Here is a 17,497-nt window from a genome sequence, read left to right as displayed (position 1 = left end):
CTTTTTCTTCAGTAGCTACATAAACAGCTAAAGCCTTACTTATTGCAATGGAATTAATAGCATAACTTACCTCATTTTTTCTTCCCTTGTCTAGATAAATCAATTGATGAAACTTGGAATCGGCATAATCATAATAAGAAACGCCCTTTTGCGTACCTACCCAAACCTTGTTTTTCGCATCTCCATTCAGTACCGTAATGTGGTTATTTACTAATGAATGTTCGTCTCCCCAGCCATTTCTAAAAACCTTAAAATGATAGCCATCGTAACGGTTTAATCCATCATAGGTACCCATCCACATAAACCCAAAATGATCTAGATACAAAGAGTTTACCACATTATTAGATAGGCCACTTTCTACCCCCAGATATTTAAGGCGAATAGTTGTAGACTGGGCAAAACAAATAACTGCACCCATCCATAAAAAAAATATGGAGCAAGCAGTTTTTTTCTGAATAAGGAGCATAGAGAAACCGTACCGTGGTATGCATGGCAGGAAACGAATATACATATTTTCCTAAAACTCAGCTATCGGGTATTGTTTAGGATTAAATAGTAAAAATCGTAAGATTTCTCCTACATTAAAGACAGCTCTGTTCTATCTTGATGTTGTTCAACCAACATTTTAATAATTCAACCTACAACACCTAATCATTTACAGACCGAAACCGTAGTATTTGTTATTACACATAAACGTGAAATGTATATTTTGAAACAAAAATCCTATCTAAAAAAAATATATTGGCTTATTTTTGTTACTATGACACATATTGATGCATTGACTCCCATCCATAGGCTAGAACAACTGAAAGTTGGCGATCTTATTTCTGACACAATGTAAGCCGAACGTAACATCCAACCACATTTGGGGCAATAGGTTATATTAACAAGTGCTTTCTCCATTTTTATTTTTTTTACAAGGGTACAAAAAATATGGAGGGATGGAAAATGAAGATGTTAATGGCTGTTGAAACCGATTAAGCATCTGCAGATGTGTCTCCTCTTTTGTTCTTGTGGTAAAAAAATCGTTATTAATATCTAATTCAGCCAGACAATACTGAATAAAATGAACTAAACAAGTTCGCTGCTTAAAATGTTGTCAAAAGAGAAAAGGGTAACCACATCCATGTTTACCCCTTTCAAATTACTCCCGTGTTAGAGGAATTATAACTACACCAATGAAGCAATTTTTGTTTGCTTCATCTAGATAATCATACACCTAAAGTCTGAAAAACAGATATAAAAATTACTGTTTTTTTATTTTAGTTTTCTTTTAAATCCCTGCTCAAATCACCTCTAAATTTGTCTTTAATGCCCACTTAAATTGTTGGTACGAGCAATTATTTTTATAAAAAATTAAAGCGCCATGGATTTTAAAAATACTTTAACTGCCAGTATTCAGATATATAAACCCATTAGTCTGGTTTGGAAAATATGGAATGAGCCCGAACATATTGCCAAGTGGAATGCTCCATCAGACGAATGGATCAACAAGAAAATTGAAAATAACCTGGTAGAAGGAGGTGGTTTTTTATACGTTATGGCTAAAAAAGACGGAACTGAAAATTTTGACTTTAGAGGAACTTACACCGAAATTATAGCGCATGAGCGAATTGCTTATACATTAGATGATGAGCGGAAAAGCCTGATCACTTTTACAGGAAATAACCCCGTTACGCTTACTGAAATCTTTGAACCCGTTGCAGGCCTTGATTTGACCATGCAACAGGAATTCTGTCAATCGGGACTGAACCAGCTTAAAACATATGCTGAGCAGCTTGGTTAAATGACTTCAGGTTCTAATACAAAAGTGGTTTTACTGCGATTTAGATGCTCCAATTATTTTGAGGTAAGGATGGGTTTAGCTTTCCTGGGCTTTTTCCTTTTCTTCCACCAGATGATAAAACCAGTAATCGGCAAACTCGCTGCAACCAAAGCCGCTAAAAAGGAAAGAATTTTATTTGGCAGTCCTAAAAGCCTACCCGTGTGGAGATCGTAATTGGTGGCTTCTATTAAATCGGCCCCGTTAAAATCTTTATACGGTTTAGCCCTGGTCATTACGCCTGTAGCTTCCTCATAAAAAAAGGTATTCTGGTTGCGTGCCCAGCGGTAGGGATAAATCATTCTTAAACGCAGTTCACCTTTACCACGCAGCGAAAAACTAGTGGAAATAGCACCAGGGTATTTAATTTTAGCTTCAGTATAAATTTTATTGTAACGTAGAGGTAGCGAATCGATGTGTGCAGGTTTGGTTAAAACGATGGATTTGCCCTGCCCTAATTTGCTCCCGGTAAAAAAGCTAGCCGCATTTTTCACCTCTTTAAAAGCAAAATACAAACCACTCAAAGCAGTAACCAATAGCACAACTGATGCATAAAAGCCCAATACGTTGTGTAAATCGTAATTTAGCCGTTTAAACGATGCTTTTCTTTTAATGGTTAAAGATTGTTTTAATAACCGCATCTGACCAGGAAACCAGAGTACCAGTCCCGTAATCAGCATTAGCACGAAAATAACCACCGACCATTGCATGATAAACTTTCCTGTTTTTCCTAACAACAGGGAGGTATGGATATGCTCTACAACTTGAAGCCAATCTTCGCCACCTCTTTTTATCAAAACGGCAGTGTAAGGGTCAAAATAATAAACAATACCCTTCTTGGTGGTAATTTCTACCGTTGCATTTGAAAACCCATCTTCAATTCTGATCAGCCTTAACTGGTCTTTGGGTGATAATTTTTCGAAGTTTGAAATGATATGATCTAAACCTACAAAAGGTTTCTCTTGAAGCGCTACATAGCGAAAATCTTTTTGTGTAAAATCTCTGATTTCTTCTTCAAAGATATACAACGCACCAGTTACGCTAATAATAAATACCACAAGGCCAGTCGCCAGGCCGAGCCAGAGATGAATGTTCCTGATGGTATTTTTAAAATTTCTGTTCTTCATTGTCTAAAAAGCGTAGCCTAGTGATAGGTTAAATCTGCGCCCATTCCCTCTCACATAATTTACATTGCTGCCATAAAACTGAGAAATGGCAGGATAATAAACTTTGTTCAATAAATTCTCTACACCTACCGATAGTTTTAGAGGCTGCGTAACTTGATAAACTGCTGCAACATTAAATAAGTTGAATGCTTTTACCGGACCTTCGCCAATTAAATATTTACCTGCCGCATTGGTTTTAAAGCGGTCGCGATTTCCTACACGCATCCAGTTTACATCCAAACTTAAGTTTCTAATACCTGAATATTTAAGGTAAACGGTGGTTTTTGATGGTGGGATGCGGGTTGTGTTTAAATATACATCTTTCTCTCCGTTAAAATTACCATCATCATCTACATCGCCTTTTCCTTCTACCTGTGCGTAATTACCACCAATGCTCAAATCGCGTAGAACCTGATAATCTGCCTGGATTTCAAATCCATATACACGCTCTGGAATACGTTGAGAGATGTAAGTTCCATTAACTTCTAAAAGATTGGCACCCAGTTTAGAAGTGCTGTAATAATAAGCAGCACTGAAATTCAGTTTACCTACGGTACTGCTAAAACCAGCTTCGTAATTGTTTACAATAATTGGTTTAGTTTCTAACTGCGACAAGGTATTGCTTTTTGCTGCCCTTAACACCCTACCCAGCTCAAACACCGAGAAAGATTGTGCATAACTGATAAAAGGATTAAAAAACTTGAATTTAGAGTAACGAGCGCCAGCATTAAATACTAAAGCATTATAATCTAATTTACCCCCTTGCACCGCTATACTTCCTGCACCGTTTGCACCGGTAGCCAGGGTATTAAAATCGTCTACATCAATGTTAATATTTTCTACCCTTAAGCCTCCCTTTATGGTTAAATCATTAATGAAAGTTGCAGAAGCCTGTAAGTAAGGTGCAAAGTTCACCATATTCATATTAGGTACCCATAAACGGCCATCTGTTAAGCTTTGAGCAGTTTTATCGTTCATTAAATCCAAACCATAGTTCAATTGCATTGGTACCCGATCTGCAATATTAAAAGGTGTATTCAGGTTTACCCTTGCACCCTTTTTTGTTGAAGTAATGGCCGATTGGCCACTGCCGAAAAATGACGCTGAGTTAGAATAAATGGTATAAAAGTCCTGATAATATACATTGGCCGTTAAATCTGTTTTACCGAAAATCTGCTGATTGGTATATTGTAAATTAGCATTATGGTTAAATCTTGTTCCTTCATCTTCACCCAATCTTGTTCCATAAATACCAATAGCCGGCGATTGACCGTAAACACCATCTTTGGTTAGGTATTTAGAATGCTGTCTGGAGCTGAAATAATTATACATCACCTGCAAACGCTGTTTTGGAGTAAAGTTATATCCCAGTTTTACAAAACCATTGTAAGATTTAGTCTCACCTAAACCATACTCAGGCGAAATTACCAAGCCTTCAGCATCACGGAAAACACCGGTTTTTTCGAACATACCACTTACCAGATAATCGAACTTACCTGTTTTGCCGTAAAGCTGTTGCGAAAAACGGTAGCCTATGGTGCTATCGCCTTTTAAGTTTCCTGTAATTCCGGCTTGAGAATAACCTCCGAACGATTTTCCTTTATCGGCTTTTTTAGTAATGTAGTTAATCAAACCTCCTTCTGCACCATTACCATAAATGGCGGTGGCACCTTTAATAACTTCAACACGCTCTATAACCGAAGGATCGATACTGCGGATATCCCTTCCTCCTGCTCTTAATGGTGTAGATTGCGGAATACCATCAATTAATACCAAAACATTTCTACCGCGCAAAGTCTGACCAGAGTTACCCGTTTGATTGGTAGAAAAACCCAATCCAGGTACGCTGTATGAAAGGATATTAGCTAAATTCGGGCTAATTGCAGATTGTGTATTCAATTCCTTTGTTGTAAGCACCGTTACCGAAGAGGGTGTTTGCGACAAAGATTCAGGTCGTCTACTTGCCGAAACAATTACATCGTTAAGTTCTGAGTGCTGCTCTTTTAAAACAATATTTACCAGAATTGTATCGTTTGCAATAACCGATACCACCTGTTCAAATTGATCGTAGCCTGTAATCGAAACCCTGATCTGCTGGTTTCCTGCGGGAACATCCGTTAACTTAAATGCACCGGATTTACCTGAAGTGGTTTTAAGATTTTGCTTTTTAACCTGTATGTTGGCAAGGGGTATGCTGTTCCCTAACGAGTCGACAATTTTTCCGCTAATTGTTCCCTTCCCTGTTTGTGCAAAGAGGGTAACTGTAGATAATATTATAAGCGCAGTGGCGAAAAATTTTATGTAATGGTGTTTCATGCAATATCTAAATTTCGGCAAAGCTAACATTATTTAGACTTGTTAAAAATAATAACTCAAAAAAGATACCTACGTGGTGTTTAATCATTCATCATTTTAAAATAAATAAGGCATAAGATTTAATTTATTTGATATTTGCGTTAAACCGTTTGAAGTAAAAAAATGTTGGAAACAAAGATGAAGTACGCGCTGATAACCGGAGCCAGTAAAGGTATAGGAAGATCTATGGCAATTGCGCTGGCCAGGAGAAAAATCAACTTGTTACTTATTGCCCGTTCGGCTAATGAATTGATTTCTTTACAAACGGAGATCAAAAACCAATATAACGTTGAAGTAGATATCTTGTCGATTGATCTTAGCCAGGTTCAAGCCCCAAAAGCAGTATACAATTGGATAACAGAAAAGAATTACGCCATTAATATCCTGATTAATAATGCAGGTTATGGATTGTGGGGGAAATTTGAAGAATTGGATTTAAGTGCCCAGGTAGAAATGTGTCAATTAAACATGATTACGGTAACTTCATTATGCCATTTATTGCTTCCAATCCTTTCAACAGAAAAAAAGGCTTATATACTCAACGTTTGCAGTACTGCAGCCTACCAGGCGGTGCCAACCTTGGCCATTTATTCGGCAACTAAAGCTTTTGTTTTATCTTTTACAAGGGCTTTAAGGTTCGAGCTTAAAGATGGCCCGGTTTCGGTAAGCTGTTTGAGCCCAGGCCCTGTTGATACAGGTTTTGCCCACCGGGCAGGTTTAGATGCCTTTAACAAAATGGCCGAAAAGTTTAATATGAGGCCTGATGAGGTAGCTGAAATCGCATTAAAAGGAATGTTTGCCGAAAAATCTGAAATTATTCCGGGTTTTACCAATATCATCAGTGTATATGCCAATAGGATCCTGCCAAAGGGATTTATCGAAAAAATGGCCGCAGGGATTTATAAGACTTAAAAGGTCTGGGGTCGGAGGTCTGGAGTATAACGGCATAGAAGCTCAATGGTTGTGCAGTCAGATGTTGATCTTTGCTTTTATGAATTGCCTCGATGCATGAGTGTCGGATGGTAACATCCAACACCACGCATAAAATGGATGGTATAGTTAATACTCTATCCACTCTGTGATTTTTTCTCTGTGAACTCGGTGGTAAAGAAAAGGTCTAGGTGCAGTCAGATGTTACCATCTGACTGATCGTGTACCTCATTTCCATGAATTACTCTTTTCAATGTATGAGTGTAGGATGGTAACATCCAACACCGCGGATTATAATAAAAACGGCTCCAGTAGCCTTTATTTGTACATCTCTGCCCTACTGCAACTCCTTCCAAAAAAAATATTTTAAAAAATTTCATTAAATACGGGAAAGATCTTGATGGCTCAGCAATTGTACAGCGTTTTGCTTTTATTAATCAACAGCATCAAACACTAAGCGGTCTCCTATTAGATCCACGCTTTAACGCATTGCTTCAATTGGCGGGCGATGGCGCGCGTTTAGGTACTGAAGAGAAAGATGGCATGGTGTTTAACCATTACATTAACGGACCAGAAAGCAAATTCAGTAAAATGGGCTGGCATACGGATGGTTTAAGGGATATTTTTTATGGCGCTAAACTAAACCCGATGCTGAATGTAGGCATCCACCTGAGTACCTTAAAACCTGAAAATGGCGGATTAAAAATTATACCTGGCACCCATAAACAAAGTATTTACCAGATGCTCTTTCGCAAAAAATATTTCTTAGATAATAAACCGGATGCTGAAGAGGTATCGATATTGCCCGAAGCAGGAGATTTAACCATCCATGATGGAAGACTCTGGCACAGGGTGGCAGAATCGGCCATTCGAGGCGAGGAAAGCAGGAGGCGTGTAATTTACGTACCCATTATCGCAGGTAAATACGCGCCAAAAAATGAGAATAGTCCAACAGTATTTTATCAGCGCTTCGCCGGAATTGTAAAATAAATTTATGTTATTTGCCCTATTGTTTACTTACCCAAGGGCTGATCCTTTTTTTGCTTCAAAGGGTTCCTAAGTGGATCACGCCCAATATGATGACAGGTATTGGCATGTTTGGATCGCTGATTGTGTTTTTAAGCTTTATTTTGGCTGTTTTTTATGCAAAAAGCTATTTGTTGATCGGAATTTTAGGTTTTATGATCAACTGGCTTGGTGATTCGCTTGATGGCCGATTGGCGTACTTTCGCAAAATCCCGCGCAAATGGTATGGCTTTGCACTCGATATTGTGATGGATTGGCTCAGCATTATCCTGATCGGTTTGGGCTATTATTATTACGCTAATGGTGGCACACAGATTTTCGCATTTCTTTTTGTGGTATTGTACGGTTGGTCGATGATTATTTCTCAACTGCGTTATAAAATTACAGGCTTTTACCAAATTGATTCTGGCTATTTAGGTCCGACGGAATTGCGCGTAATTATTTCGCTTATCTTAATTGCCGAAACCTTATTTACAGGTGCCATTACTTATTTCGCAATTGCTATGGTATCGCTGTTATTGGTTATCAATATTATCGATACGTTTAAACTTTTGAAAGCGGGCGACACTAAAGATGAGGAGGAGAAGGCATAATGACCTGGGCATCTGTTAAACTTTTTCTCAAAGCACAGGTATCTGCTTTTTCTGGAGGCGTTACTGATTATGGTTTAATGATTTTGCTAACAGAATGGTTGCATATTCATTTTACCATTTCGATCTTGATTTCTGGCACCATGGGTGGGATTGTTAACTTTTGCATTAACCGTTTCTGGGCATTTAAAAGCAACGATGGTTATTGCAGTTCTACAAGCGGACAGCTAATCCGGTTTTTTACAGTGGTTTTGGGGAGTATTTCATTAAAATCAGCAGGTACCTACTTATTGCACCGAAGTTTAAATCTGGATTATAAACTTGGCAGGCTTTTGATTGATAGTATTGTTTCTTATGGCTTTAACTATCCGCTGATGAAGTATTGGGTATTTAAAATCAATAAATTAGGCATTTCTGAAGCAGAAGAAGAAAATTATTTTGAAACACTTGGGGAAGAACAAAGAGCGTAATGGCATGCTTCTACCCTCACGGTATGTGCAGTATAATTTTCTATACCAAAATACATTAACAAACGTTTGCGCTTTATTTTTTAAATAAGAACAATTAGATGGTCTCTGATTGTCATCCTTTCAGGCGAGGTACAGCGTAGTCGAAAACCACGATCGCTTAACGAAGCTAAATCTAATTAGACAGATCTCCTTCCCGATTTATCATCCTACATGTTGACACATCTTCTTTATTCTTTTTCGCGTTATGCTAGCTTGCTTTAATAACACACAGGTTCTAACCGAAGAACGCCGTCAATCCCAAGAGCCGGAAAATCAAAAAAACAGGAGCAGTTCAGACAAACCGGCACTAACAAACCTGAAACGCAGTGGTTTTGTGTTCATAAACAACAATTCAAAGCTTTGAAAAGAATTGAACACAAAACGAAGTGCCACTGTTTTTTTGATGTGCGTGGGATTGTGCAAAAAGGCTCATTGCTGGATTGACAAAGCGCTTTGGATACTTTGGCGCYCCAAAGTATCATGCCCCGCGGCAAAGAGCGAAAAAAACCAACATTTGTTCCAAATTATTGTCTCTGAAGGAAGCAAGAGCAATTAATAGCAGGAAAGATGCTGAAATAAATTCAGCATGACGAGCGCCTTAAGAATATATACTAAAAAACAAATCCAGACTAACAAAAATGTGTACACTTTAGCCTTTAACGTAGTGACCGCGCTACAGTCGAGATGACGAACCTTATAAAGGTAAAAAAGATGTCCAGCCCAAACGATGAAGCATAAAAACTGAACACCTTGCCTTTACCTTATTAGTTTAATATTATTTTAGAGTCATTTATTCTATTTTGATTAATTTTCTTAATAATCTCTTCAAATTTCGATTCTTTGGCGACGTACTTATTTAATAAATCGATCTGATTTAAGCCCCTCACCAAGTTGTGCTCAGGATAATTTGTTTTATAGTAAATATCGCCATTTAAGAAATCGGCTATAAACCTTACCGCTTGCATGTAAATCATAAATTTACCCGAATAAATAAAGAACTGTTTTTCGGTAAAGGCCAAAACCTGATCCATTTCTTCCATATAACCTTTATGTATTGCGGCAAAAACGTCTTCTCTAATGGCTATTTTACTAAAATCCTTTTCCTCTTCATTGGCTTCTGAGAGATAAGTACGCATCATATCGCCCACATCGCTGATAAAGTATCCGGGCATTACGGTATCTAAATCGATTACACATAAGCCTACCCCGGTTTCGGCCTGTAACAGTACATTGCTAATTTTGGTATCGTGGTGTACAACACGTAAATTAAGCGCACCGCTATCTACCATGTGTACATACTGCTCTTCTATATTGTAATGTCTGATAATCTCTTCTATAGCAAATTTCGCCTCACTAATCCTTTCATCGCTAGCTTGTTCTAAAGCTTTTTTAAACTGCTCTACACGTAAAGGCAGGTTATGAAAATCTTCTATAGTGGGCTTTAATTTTTGTACATTGAAGGCACAAAGCATCCTGGTAAATTTACCAAACTGCTTAGCAGCGTGGTAAGCCTGCTCAGGCTGATGCACAAAATCAATAGAGCAAGAATTTTCCACAAATGGAAAAATCCTGTAAAAATGATCGTCAATAACCACAAAATCATCTCCATTTGTGGCCGTAATTGGGGCAACAAATAAATATTTAGGGGCTGTTTGATCAAGATATTTTTTTATTGTCTCAATATTTTGAGCAATATTTTGAGGCTGGCGAAAAACTTCCGTATTCACCTCTTGCAAGATATAGGCTAATTTTTCACTGTAAACTTTCCAGGTATGGTTAATTAAGCCCGAGCCGAAAGGTTCAATTTTAAATTTTTCTGCGTTAAGTCCATAAGCACCTAATACTGCTTGAAACATAAGATGGTAATATATATTTGAATAAAAATTGTTCCAGGCAAACCATTTGATCAACCTGAATAAAGTTGCTTATTAAATTATGCGGGTAAGCCATATGGCATTACCCGCAAACGAGACTAAAAACCACTATCGTCTAAAGCGAAAGTATTTTTTCGATCTTTCCATTTTCCTTTTGTAAAATCAGGGAATTTTTGTGGCATATTTCCTTCTTTTAACGATTTGGTAGAAAGTGGCATAATTACACTCATTGTAACTGAATCATAAACGTCAATAGGGGTTTGTTTTTTCTGTTTTACCGCCTGGATAAATCCATTAAATACAAACCAATCCATACCACCGTGACCAGCGCCTACAGCTTCTGCTTGATATTTTTTCCAAAGCGGGTGATCGTATTTATCAAACCATTCCTGAGCCGGATCCCATACATCATCTTTCTTCGATTTATGATCGATGTATACTGATTTGTTTACATCCATCCAAAGGCCCTTTGTTCCCTGTACCCTGAAACCGATAGAATATGGCCTAGGTAAGTGGGTATCGTGACTTAACAATACGGTTTCGCCGTTTGCACAGTTGATCATCGTAGTGGTAACATCACCGTTTTTATAATTAATTTTAGCGTTAGGATGGCCAGGAGAAACTTCTTCTACGTAAGCGGCCAAACCTCTTGCTTTAGAGCTGAACGATACCAGGCTGGTAAAGCTATTTCCCCTGTTAATGTTTGCATATTGCATTAAAGGGCCAACACCATGGGTTGGATATAAATCGCCATCCTGATCGATATTGAACTGCGTACGCCATTGTGCCTCGCTTAATGCTTTTGGCCCGTACTCTACCCCACCACCATAATAATCTTTACCGTTGTTAAAAAGTACGTTTCTTAAATTATGTTGGTAACCACCTTCAAGGTGCACCAATTCGCCAAAAACACCTTGTCTAACCATGTTTAAAGCCGCCATTACATCTCTGCGGTAACAAACGTTTTCTAAAGTCATGTAAGGCATGCCTGTTTTTTCTGAAGTGTTTACAATATCCCAGTGATCTTGAACACTTAAACCTGCAATTACCTCGCAACCTACATATTTACCAGCTTTCATGGCATCAACTGCCTGGTCGCGGTGAAACTGCCATGGTGTTGCAATAATTACGGCATCAATATCTTTACGGTCTAAAAGTTTTTTATAAGCATCTAAGCCACCGGTGTACTCTGTTGCCGCTGGTCTGCCTTTTTTGGCAATATAATTACGACAGATTTTGAGTGAACTTTCCTGGGTATCGCAAATTGCAACAATTTCTACATCGTCTCTTAAGGCACCTTCAGAAATATGGCTCATACCACGTGCACCCACACCGATATAACCTACTCTTACTTTTCCGCTGTCTGATGATGCAAATAAACTTCCGGTTGGCAGGATGGTTAAACCAGCAGCCGTAAATGCACCATTTTTGATAAAATCTCTACGTTCCATTTGTGTTATTTAATATTTATTGTTTAGTTTTTTAATTGATCCGGTTAATACTGAACAAACGTTTTACTTGCTATTYTTTCGCACTTTTTCGCGCCAAATACCACTCACTTACAGCGCATTAATGGGCTAAAGGTTTTTAAAAAGTTTTTGGCTAAAATATAATCTGTAATCTTTAATTCTTCCATTGGCATTATCCTGTCTGGGTAATAGCTTTAATCCATTTATGCTGTAATTTTTACCCAGGTCTATTACGATCTGGTGTGGTGGTTTTGGCGATTTAGATTCCCACTGCGTGTGCCAGATGCTGGTAAACTGCAAATCGAAAACATTAGCCGCATTTCCGTCATCGCCACCCAGTTCTTCACTATCGGCATATACTATTTTCCAATCGCTGCGCGGAATTTCGTTCCCCTTTTCATCAAGCAGTACAATTTCTGCAACCGTGGTATAAGGCTGTCCTTTTTGCTCGGATAGTGCTTCTAAACAAAAATAACGCGCGGTTACAGGTTTAAAACTAACCTGCTGCCATTTATTATCGTTCGCAAAACTGCCTTCGGCATAAGCTTGTTGTGCATCCGAAACCCATTTTTGGTTATCTTTTTTGTGCAGTTCGGGCTGTTTTTCGTTCACCACATCCAAAATGGGTTTATCTAAAAAGCTTAATGCAGGTTTTTCTGTTCCGAAGAGGTCGAACACCACCACTTCATTTTTGCCTTTTTTGAGCCAGCTGCCCGGTACAAGCATGGTTTGCGTCGGCCCGATATTCCAGTACCTCCCCAAACACATTCCATTTAACCACACTAGGCCTTTATTCCATTTACCCATATCGAGGTAAGTATCTTCTAATTTATCGGCATTAAAACTTCCTTTGTAAAAAGCAGCCGCAGCAGGTTGATTGCCAAGCTTTTCGTAACGGAGCGGAATATTTACCTCACCAAGCCTGATGGGATAATTTTTCCAGCCCTTTAAAACAGTCTGTTTTCCATTTTCGGTTAAGTATACCTCGCCATGGATCCCTTTCCGATCGAGCATCTGGTAGCCGTAGTTTACCCTGCCTGTGGCTTCTACCAAAACCCTTAATACACTTTTGCGCGTTCTGGCCGGAATTTCGATGCTGAATTTATTTTTTCTCCTATCCAGTTCGCCAATCTTTTTACCATCAATATATACCAATGCATAATCGTGAATGTCTTTAAACACCAGGTTCGATTTTTGGCCCGCGTTTAAATTTGTTTCGTATACCACACAACCAAAATCCTGGTCTAAATCTTCCATCAGCATTGCGGTATCGGCCAATACAGGTTTAGGCAGGTTTTTAGATAGTACAGCTATTGAGGAGAACGTAACCGTTTGTAATTGCTGGATCTTATTTGCTGCAGGTACATCTGGCAATACCTCTCCTTCTTGCAGGTAATTGGCAAATAACTTACGTATGGCGTAAAACTTTTCGGTTGTATTACCGGCCTCATCAATAGGTGCATCGTAATCGTAACTGCTGGTTTGCGGCAGGTAAGGCGGTGCATTGGCCCCACTGTAAGTACCAAAACTTGTTCCGCCATGCGCCATATAAATACTAAACGATGCTTTATTATCGAGCATGTATTTTAATTCGGCTACAATGCGTTGGGTATCGCCTTTGTGGTGCGGCCTGCCCCAGCTATCGAACCAGCCCGGGTAATATTCGCCACACATTAACGGCCCTGTAGGCTGTATGGCCCTTAAGGCTTTAAAATTAGCTTCTGGTCCGCTGCCAAAGTTTACCACTGCGAACAAACCTTCAGGGTGGTCGTTTTTTAACTGCGAAGGCCCATCGCAATGAAATAAAGGAACGGTAAAGCCAGCTTCTTGCAGATTGGCTTTAATGATGTTCATATAATCTTTATCGTTGCCGTAGCTACCATACTCGTTTTCTACCTGCACCATAATAATGTTGCCACCGCGGCTAATCTGCAATGGGGCAAGCTGTTTGCCTACGGCTAAAAGGTACTTTTTGGCTCTTTCTAAGAAATAGGGATGTTGTGTGCGCAAGCGGATGCTTTTATCTTTAAGCAGCCACCAGGGGAAACCGCCAAACTCCCATTCGGCACAAGAATATGGCCCTGGCCTTAATATTACATATAAACCAACCTCTTTTGCCAGTTTACAAAATTCGGCAGCATCGCTCTGCCCTGTCCAGGTAAACTGACCGGGCTGTTTTTCGTGTATGTTCCAAAATAAGTAAGCACAAACCGTGTTTAAACCCATTGCTTTGGCCATTTGCAAACGTTGTTTCCACTCGGCTTTTGGTATACGGGCAAAATGCATTTCGCCACAGCGTATTACATATGGCTTGCCATTAAGCTCAAAAGATTCGGCACCTATGGCAAAGGTGTTTTCTTTTTGGGCCCAGCTATTAATAGATAAGCTTATTAACAGCCCTAAAACAAGTGTTTTTGTAAGCAAATGGATACGCATTTGTGCTGGTTCTTTTCGGTTTTGTTGATTTGTATTCTTTAAAAGTAGAACAAGCAAACGAGCATTACAACATAAATATCAGCGCAAACGATTGACTAATTTTTGCGTTACCAATTATTTAAGCCCAAAGCAAACCGTCTATTTACTTCGCTTATTTAAGCTGTGCTGCAATGCCTTTAAAACAATTGCCTATTGCCTGGCAAATGGTAATAAAGCTTTTCGCCTTAGCCCTTTTACCGCTATCTTAAAGGCTTTACATTTTAAAGGCCATACTGTAGAAATAATAAAGAATATGAGGAAGTATTTCCACACAGGCAGCGCAAAATGGGGAAATATGGTAAACCAAACTCGTTTCGTTTTAAGCTATAAAAAGTGCACTTATTTTTTTTCAACAAAGCACATTCTCAAAAACAAGTGTTAGAAGTACTTAAAATGGGCTTTGCCATGTAAAACCGATGGAGTAACAAGCGCTTGCCTATTAAACATTAACGCAACATTAAAATTTGGTTAAACTTTTGTCTAACAAGTTATGAGCGGGTACCATCAGCAATAAAAAAGAAGATGAGCATTCGTGTTTATTTATTGTTTTTTCTAATAGCCCTCATATGGAAAGAAAACTCATCACCGAAATCAATATAGAAGACAAAGCCATAACACACTTTGATTCATTCGATCTGGAGCAACAATTTAACGGGCATCATTATTTCGAACTTCGGTTTAAGCAGAATCAGTTTGGCCTGCCGAGTTTAATCAATCTTGACGATAGCCGCGATTTTGTAGGTAAAACACTTACAGCCTCATTCGGATATCAGGTTAATGGACTACAAGAATTTGCTGGCTTGGTTACCAAGGTAGAACTCGCACAGAACCATGGCTACAATGGCRTTTTAATTGTAAGTGGCTATAGTCCTACTATTTTAATAGACCGTGGTCCGGATTTGGGTTCTTACTTAGATAAAGATCTAAATGAAATTGTAGCCCTAGCCACAAAAGATACCTCAGTAAATGACCTTAAAGTCACATGCAATGCCAGTAGGAAAAAACCTGTCGATTATCTTATTCAATACAAAGAAAGTGATTTTGAATTTCTGAACCGCTTATCGGGCGAATATCATGAATGGTTTTTCTACGATGGCAAACAGCTCAACTTTGGCAAACCAGATGAGCAGAAAGAAGTTGTGCTTTTTTATGGTCGGGATGTACAGAATATTCAGTACGCCATGGAAATTTCACCGATCAAGCATAAACGCTTTGCGTATAACCCTAAAGAGGATGGAATGCTGCACAGCGAAAGTACAGGCATAACACATGACATATACGATCTTGCTCATGCTATACAGGCTTCGAACCGCACTTATAGTAAAACATTTAACCAGCCTTCGCTCATCCGCGTAGAAAACAGTAACGACATTAAAAGCCATGTAGAGAATGAAGAAAAAGCTACCATATCAGAACTTCTAAAAATCAGTGCCACGGGAGATAATGCAGAACTAAGTATTAGCAATATTGCTGAAATTAACATGAGTGTTAAGCAGGGTAATGCTTTTATAACCGAAAGCCTAGGTAAATTCTTGATTACCAACATTCATCATCATATAGATGTTGCAGGCAGATATGAAAATACCTTTACAGGCTTGACAGCCGCCACCGAACGCATTATGGTAAAGAATTATAAAAAGCCAAATCCAAATATACTGTTGGCAGATGTAATGGATAATAATGACCCCGAAGGGCAAGGCCGGATCAAAGTAAAGTTTAAATGGGAATGCCAAACGAATGATATCACCGAATGGCTGAGGGTAATTACCCCAGATGCGGGAAGTAGTGAGCAAGTAAATACGAACAGAGGGTTTGTTTTTATACCTGAAGTTGGAGATCAGGTTGCCGTAACTTTTGAAGAAGGAAATATCGCCAGACCAATTGTATTAGGAAGTGTTTTCCATGGCATTAACGGCACCGGTGGTTACGAGTTTAATCATTTAAAAGCAATTGCAACCAGGAGTGGCCATTTAATAGAGTTTAATGATGCCGTTGGTACCGAAACAATTACCATTACAGATAAAAACCGAAATATTATACGCTTTGATACTAGTGCATCGAGTATTGAGATTTCTGCTCCCGAAAATATCAGTATCCGGGCTAAAAACATAGATATCAATGCCGAACAAAATATATCGATATCTGCTGGAGAACATATCTATAGTAACGCAGGTGGAAATATAAGCAGCAATGCTGGTGAAAATCATTCATTAATGGCCGAAAATATTACCATGGTAGCTAATGATAGTATTAATAAAACTGCTACACATATCGAAAAAACAGCAGAACAGATTAATTTGAATAGTACCCAAGAGAATATTGAATTTCATAGTGCCAAAGAGATCGTAAATAAGAGCGGCAGCAAGGTTAAATTATTTTAAGATGGGAACAATTAAATACATCAGCAAAACAATTACCGAAAATATAGGAAGTGCTAAATGGTTTTCTACCCAAGGAGGTATAAATTTTAATGCGACAAAAGAAGTAATTCTGCAAAGTAAATATAAGATAAAGTATGATCGATATGTGCCCTCAAAACAAACAGGGTAAACTAATCTTACCGTATTAATTAAAAACAAATGTATGCCCATGAATAAAATTGATTATAAATCTTTGGAAAAGCCTTTAAATATGCTTTTCAAGGTAGAAATCTCTGAAAAAACAGCATTTAAAGATGAGTATACCTTTAAACTTTTTGATATAGACATTTTACCAGATAAAACATCGTTTTGGTCTGGCCGTCAGAATATCGAAATTATACGCAAACAAAGTTTGATCGATGCGTTACCTGGTAACGATGCTGATTTATTCGTACAGCAGATTTCTGCAGCATTACATCAATTAACCTTAAAAATTGGGTTTAACGGAATACCAGTAAGTGTTGAAAAACAAAATGAGCTATGGCAAAAATGGTTGGCCATTAGAGAAAATGTGGCTAATACTTATACTGGAGATTGGATCGATTCGACCTTAATAACGGTTGACAAAAAGATGTTACCTAGTGAAGCATTAACCGAATATATCAAGCAAGACTTATTTCTTAACGAATATTTCAGAGGAGTTTATGATGCAAATTTTGTAGAAAACAATTTTAGTCAAAAAAGAGAAGTGTACGGTCTATGTCCTTTCCCTATCCCATTTAACGAAAAGTGGACACTTCAAACATCAGAGAATCAAAAACTGATTAAATTTTCTGGGAACTGGACCAAGAATGTTGATCAACCAGGATTTGATAACTGGTTAAAAACGAAGACAGATAATGATATGCCAGAAGTTAGTGT

At 38.3% G+C, this 17,497-nt stretch carries 15 protein-coding genes; 8 read left to right on the top strand and 7 right to left on the bottom strand.

Features of this window, described 5'->3' with window-relative positions; all coding sequences use genetic code 11:
* On the bottom strand, positions 1 to 418 hold a 418-nt coding region (locus AC1DND_RS09520; RefSeq protein ID WP_477581111.1), incomplete at its 3' end, for a ligand-binding sensor domain-containing protein.
* Positions 419 to 723: 305 nt separating this feature from the next.
* On the bottom strand, positions 724 to 903 hold the full coding sequence (locus tag AC1DND_RS09515; protein WP_477581109.1) for an Rdx family protein: 180 nt from the start codon (positions 901 to 903) through the stop codon (positions 724 to 726).
* Between the two features lie 463 nt (positions 904 to 1,366).
* Between AC1DND_RS09515 and AC1DND_RS09510 the strand changes: the two genes are divergently transcribed.
* Positions 1,367 to 1,786: an SRPBCC domain-containing protein gene (locus tag AC1DND_RS09510; protein WP_477581107.1), complete on the top strand. Its 420-nt coding sequence runs from the start codon at positions 1,367 to 1,369 to the stop codon at positions 1,784 to 1,786.
* 53 nt (positions 1,787 to 1,839) lie between these two features.
* On the opposite strand, the gene AC1DND_RS09505 is transcribed toward AC1DND_RS09510, so the two are convergent.
* Complete coding sequence (locus AC1DND_RS09505; RefSeq protein ID WP_477581105.1) at positions 1,840 to 2,949, bottom strand: PepSY-associated TM helix domain-containing protein; 1,110 nt, start codon at positions 2,947 to 2,949, stop codon at positions 1,840 to 1,842.
* A gap of 3 nt (positions 2,950 to 2,952) precedes the next feature.
* Complete coding sequence (locus tag AC1DND_RS09500; RefSeq protein WP_477581103.1) at positions 2,953 to 5,304, bottom strand: TonB-dependent receptor; 2,352 nt, start codon at positions 5,302 to 5,304, stop codon at positions 2,953 to 2,955.
* A 177-nt stretch (positions 5,305 to 5,481) separates the two neighbouring features.
* Between AC1DND_RS09500 and AC1DND_RS09495 the strand changes: the two genes are divergently transcribed.
* From AC1DND_RS09495 to AC1DND_RS09480, 4 genes are all read left to right on the top strand, one after another.
* The gene (locus tag AC1DND_RS09495) at positions 5,482 to 6,255 is read left to right on the top strand and encodes an SDR family NAD(P)-dependent oxidoreductase (RefSeq protein WP_477581101.1); all 774 of its coding nucleotides are present in this window, start codon (positions 5,482 to 5,484) and stop codon (positions 6,253 to 6,255) included.
* A gap of 381 nt (positions 6,256 to 6,636) precedes the next feature.
* On the top strand, positions 6,637 to 7,263 hold the full coding sequence (locus tag AC1DND_RS09490) for a phytanoyl-CoA dioxygenase family protein (RefSeq protein WP_477581113.1): 627 nt from the start codon (positions 6,637 to 6,639) through the stop codon (positions 7,261 to 7,263).
* 11 nt (positions 7,264 to 7,274) lie between these two features.
* Positions 7,275 to 7,892, top strand: a complete 618-nt coding sequence (locus AC1DND_RS09485) for a CDP-alcohol phosphatidyltransferase family protein (protein ID WP_477581099.1) — start codon at positions 7,275 to 7,277, stop codon at positions 7,890 to 7,892.
* Positions 7,892 to 8,359: a GtrA family protein gene (locus tag AC1DND_RS09480; protein ID WP_477581097.1), complete on the top strand. Its 468-nt coding sequence runs from the start codon at positions 7,892 to 7,894 to the stop codon at positions 8,357 to 8,359. Before AC1DND_RS09485 ends, AC1DND_RS09480 begins: the two co-directional genes overlap by 1 nt.
* A gap of 803 nt (positions 8,360 to 9,162) precedes the next feature.
* Here AC1DND_RS09480 and AC1DND_RS09475 read toward each other — a convergent pair.
* From AC1DND_RS09475 to AC1DND_RS09465, 3 genes are all read right to left on the bottom strand, one after another.
* Positions 9,163 to 10,254, bottom strand: a complete 1,092-nt coding sequence (locus tag AC1DND_RS09475; RefSeq protein ID WP_477581096.1) for a phosphotransferase enzyme family protein — start codon at positions 10,252 to 10,254, stop codon at positions 9,163 to 9,165.
* 116 nt (positions 10,255 to 10,370) lie between these two features.
* Positions 10,371 to 11,723 carry a Gfo/Idh/MocA family protein gene (locus AC1DND_RS09470; RefSeq protein ID WP_477581094.1) on the bottom strand — a complete coding sequence of 451 codons (1,353 nt, stop codon included), beginning with the start codon at positions 11,721 to 11,723 and terminating at the stop codon, positions 10,371 to 10,373.
* A gap of 126 nt (positions 11,724 to 11,849) precedes the next feature.
* A complete protein-coding gene (locus AC1DND_RS09465; protein ID WP_477581092.1) occupies positions 11,850 to 14,177 on the bottom strand; it encodes a beta-galactosidase in 2,328 nt (775 codons plus the stop codon).
* Positions 14,178 to 14,782: 605 nt separating this feature from the next.
* Here AC1DND_RS09465 and AC1DND_RS09460 point away from each other — a divergent pair.
* The 3 genes from AC1DND_RS09460 to AC1DND_RS09450 all read left to right on the top strand — a co-directional run.
* Positions 14,783 to 16,597, top strand: a complete 1,815-nt coding sequence (locus AC1DND_RS09460; protein ID WP_477581090.1) for a type VI secretion system Vgr family protein — start codon at positions 14,783 to 14,785, stop codon at positions 16,595 to 16,597.
* A gap of 1 nt (position 16,598) precedes the next feature.
* The gene (locus AC1DND_RS09455) at positions 16,599 to 16,766 is read left to right on the top strand and encodes a hypothetical protein (RefSeq protein ID WP_477581088.1); all 168 of its coding nucleotides are present in this window, start codon (positions 16,599 to 16,601) and stop codon (positions 16,764 to 16,766) included.
* Positions 16,767 to 16,805: 39 nt separating this feature from the next.
* The coding region (locus AC1DND_RS09450) for a hypothetical protein (protein WP_477581086.1) at positions 16,806 to 17,497 on the top strand (692 nt) is incomplete at its 3' end.

This window comes from Pedobacter sp. 01N416 (assembly GCF_056399685.1).
This window is presented reverse-complemented; position numbering and strand designations above follow the sequence as displayed.

What these genes read in the sequence shown, in the direction of transcription:
- AC1DND_RS09510 (WP_477581107.1), top strand. Translation starts at nt 1,367, where the DNA reads ATGGATTTTAAAAATACTTTAACTGCCAGTATTCAGATATATAAACCC.
- AC1DND_RS09465 (WP_477581092.1), bottom strand. Translation starts at nt 14,177, where the DNA reads ATGCGTATCCATTTGCTTACAAAAACACTTGTTTTAGGGCTGTTAATA.
- AC1DND_RS09455 (WP_477581088.1), top strand. Translation starts at nt 16,599, where the DNA reads ATGGGAACAATTAAATACATCAGCAAAACAATTACCGAAAATATAGGA.
- AC1DND_RS09515 (WP_477581109.1), bottom strand. Translation starts at nt 903, where the DNA reads ATGGAGAAAGCACTTGTTAATATAACCTATTGCCCCAAATGTGGTTGG.
- AC1DND_RS09470 (WP_477581094.1), bottom strand. Translation starts at nt 11,723, where the DNA reads ATGGAACGTAGAGATTTTATCAAAAATGGTGCATTTACGGCTGCTGGT.
- AC1DND_RS09505 (WP_477581105.1), bottom strand. Translation starts at nt 2,949, where the DNA reads ATGAAGAACAGAAATTTTAAAAATACCATCAGGAACATTCATCTCTGG.
- AC1DND_RS09475 (WP_477581096.1), bottom strand. Translation starts at nt 10,254, where the DNA reads ATGTTTCAAGCAGTATTAGGTGCTTATGGACTTAACGCAGAAAAATTT.
- AC1DND_RS09500 (WP_477581103.1), bottom strand. Translation starts at nt 5,304, where the DNA reads ATGAAACACCATTACATAAAATTTTTCGCCACTGCGCTTATAATATTA.
- AC1DND_RS09495 (WP_477581101.1), top strand. Translation starts at nt 5,482, where the DNA reads ATGAAGTACGCGCTGATAACCGGAGCCAGTAAAGGTATAGGAAGATCT.
- AC1DND_RS09480 (WP_477581097.1), top strand. Translation starts at nt 7,892, where the DNA reads ATGACCTGGGCATCTGTTAAACTTTTTCTCAAAGCACAGGTATCTGCT.